The sequence below is a fragment of the Actinomadura montaniterrae genome, assembly GCF_008923365.1.
Taxonomy (GTDB): domain Bacteria; phylum Actinomycetota; class Actinomycetes; order Streptosporangiales; family Streptosporangiaceae; genus Spirillospora; species Spirillospora montaniterrae.
The window spans coordinates 1-2,486 of record NZ_WBMR01000440.1; the positions used below are offsets into that span (position 1 = coordinate 1).

The 2,486-nt window shown below is 79.4% G+C and carries 1 protein-coding gene; it reads left to right on the plus strand.

Annotated features, from left to right (window positions below; genetic code table 11):
* Positions 1–2,486 (plus strand): HAD-IC family P-type ATPase (locus tag F9B16_RS50100; RefSeq protein WP_151547299.1); only part of this gene is annotated, 2,486 nt, incomplete at both ends.

Here is a 2,486-nt window from a genome sequence, read left to right on the forward strand (position 1 = left end):
CCCCGGCGGCGCCCCGGCGGGCCGCTGCCGCGCCGCGCCGCCGCGGCCCTGCCGGAGCTGCCGCCCGTACACGCGGCGTCGCTGATGGCGATGCTGGCGAACGGGCTGAGCGCGCGGCGGCTGGAGCACCGGCCGCTGCCGCCCCCGGTCGTCCGGGACGCCTGGCACGCCCTCACCGCCGAGGAGGCCGTCCGGCGGCTGTCGCGCACCGCCGCGCCCGGCGAGGACCGGGAGCCGCGGACGGCCGGGCCGCTGGTGCAGCGGACGGCGGTCCGGCCGGGCAAGGCCGTCCTGCGGCTCGCCGCGGCCGTCCGGCAGGAGCTGGACGACCCGCTGACCCCGGTGCTCGCGCTCGGTGCCGCCGCGTCCGCCGTCGTCGGCTCCAGCGTCGACGCGCTGCTGGTCAGCAGCGTGATGGCGGGCAACGCGCTGATCGGCGGCGCGCAGCGGATGCGCGCGGAGAAGGCGCTCGGGGAGCTGATGCTCGGCCAGCAGACCCGCGCCCGCCGGCTGCGGGCCGCCGCCGAGCCGGACCCGTCGGCCGCCGAGCCGTTCGCGCACCTGCGGACCGCCGCGACCGAGCAGATCACCGCCGGCCGGCTGCGCGTCGGCGACCTGATCCAGCTCCGCTCGGAGGACCTCGTCCCGGCGGACGCCCGGCTGCTGTGGGCCGAGTCCCTCGAGGTGGACGAGGCGACGCTCACCGGCGAGTCGGTGCCCGTCGCGAAGAGCGTCGAGCCGTCGCCCGGCGCCGACCCCGCCGACCGGCACTGCATGCTGTACGAGGGCACGACGGTCGTCGCGGGCAGCGCGGTCGCGCTGGTCGTCGCCACCGCCGAGACCACCGAGGCCGGACGCGCCGCCGCGCTCGCCGGGACCGCCGACGCCTCGTCGAGCATGCAGGCGCGGCTGGCGGAGCTGACCCACCAGGCGCTGCCCGCGACGCTGCTCGGCGGCGCGGCCGTCACCGTGCTCGGCACGCTGCGCGGCCTGCCGCTGCGGCGCGCCCTCGGCTCCGGCGTCGCGGTCGCGGTGGCCGCCGTCCCGGAGGGGCTGCCGCTGGTCGCGACGATCTCCCAGCTCGCGGCGGCGCGGCGGCTGTCGAGGCTCGGCGTCCTGGTCCGCTCGACGCGCGCGCTCGAAGCGCTCGGCCGGGTCGACACGCTGTGCTTCGACAAGACCGGCACGCTGACCGAGGGCCGGCTCCGGCTCGTCCGCGCGACGGGCCCGACCCGCCCGCACCCGCTCACCGGCGCGGGCGAGCGGCGGATCCTGCGCGTCGCGGCGCGCGCCTGCCCGCCGCCGGGAAGCCGGCAGGTCCCGCACGCCACCGACCGGGCCGTCCTGGACCGCGCCGGCGACCTGCCGCCCGACGACCGCTGGTCGCTGGAGGAGGAGCTGCCGTTCGAGACCACCCGCGGGTTCTCGGCGTCGCTCGGCCACGACGGCTACCGGACGGTCCTCGCCGTCAAGGGCGCGCCCGAGGTGCTGCTGGAGCGCTGCACCCGCGTCCACACCTCCGCCCACCACGACGAGCCGCTCACCGCGTCCCGGCGGCGCGCCGCCGCCGGGACCGTGCGGCGGCTCGCCGGGCAGGGGCTCCGCGTGCTCGCCATCGCCGAGCGGTCCGTCGCCGACCCCGGGGCGGTGCGCGGGCAGGTCGCCGACCACGTCGAGGACCTGGCGCTGCTCGGCTTCATCGGCATCGCCGACACCCCGCGCCCCACCGCCGAGGAGGCCGTGCAGCGGCTCTGCGCGGCGGGCGTCCGGACCACCATGATCACCGGCGACCATCCGGACACCGCCGCGGCCGTCGCCGCCGAGCTCGGCATCCCCGACGCGGACCGCGTCCTCACCGGCGCGGAGCTCGACGCGATGCCCGCCGCCGACCGGATCGCCGCCGTCCAGCGGGCCGCGGTGTTCGCCCGCGTGTCGCCCGCGCAGAAGGTCCGGATCGTCAAGGACCTGCGCCGCGCCGGCCGGGTCGTCGCGATGACCGGCGACGGCGCCAACGACGCCGCCGCGATCCGCCGCGCCGACGTCGGCATCGCGGTCGTCGGCCGCGGCTCCGGCGCCGCCCGCATCGCCGCCGACCTCGTCCTCACCGCCCCCGACACCGCGCTCATCCTGGACGCGCTGCGCGAGGGCCGCGCGCTGTGGAACAGCGTCCGCGACGCCGTCGCGATCCTCGTCGGCGGCAACGCCGGCGAGGTCTCCTTCACCGTCCTCGGCACCGCGCTCAGCGGCGACGCGCCGCTCAGCACCCGGCAGCTGCTCGTGGTGAACATGCTCACCGACATGCTCCCGGCGCTCGCCGTCGCGATCACCCCGGCGGACCCCGGCGGGGACGCGGCGGCGCCGCTCGGCGGGGCACCGGTCCGCGGCTTCACCGGCCGGGACATGCGGCGCGCGCTCGCCGTCCGCGGCACCGCGACCGCCGCGGCGGCCCTCGCGTCCTGGCAGCTCGGGCGGCTGACCCGGCTCGT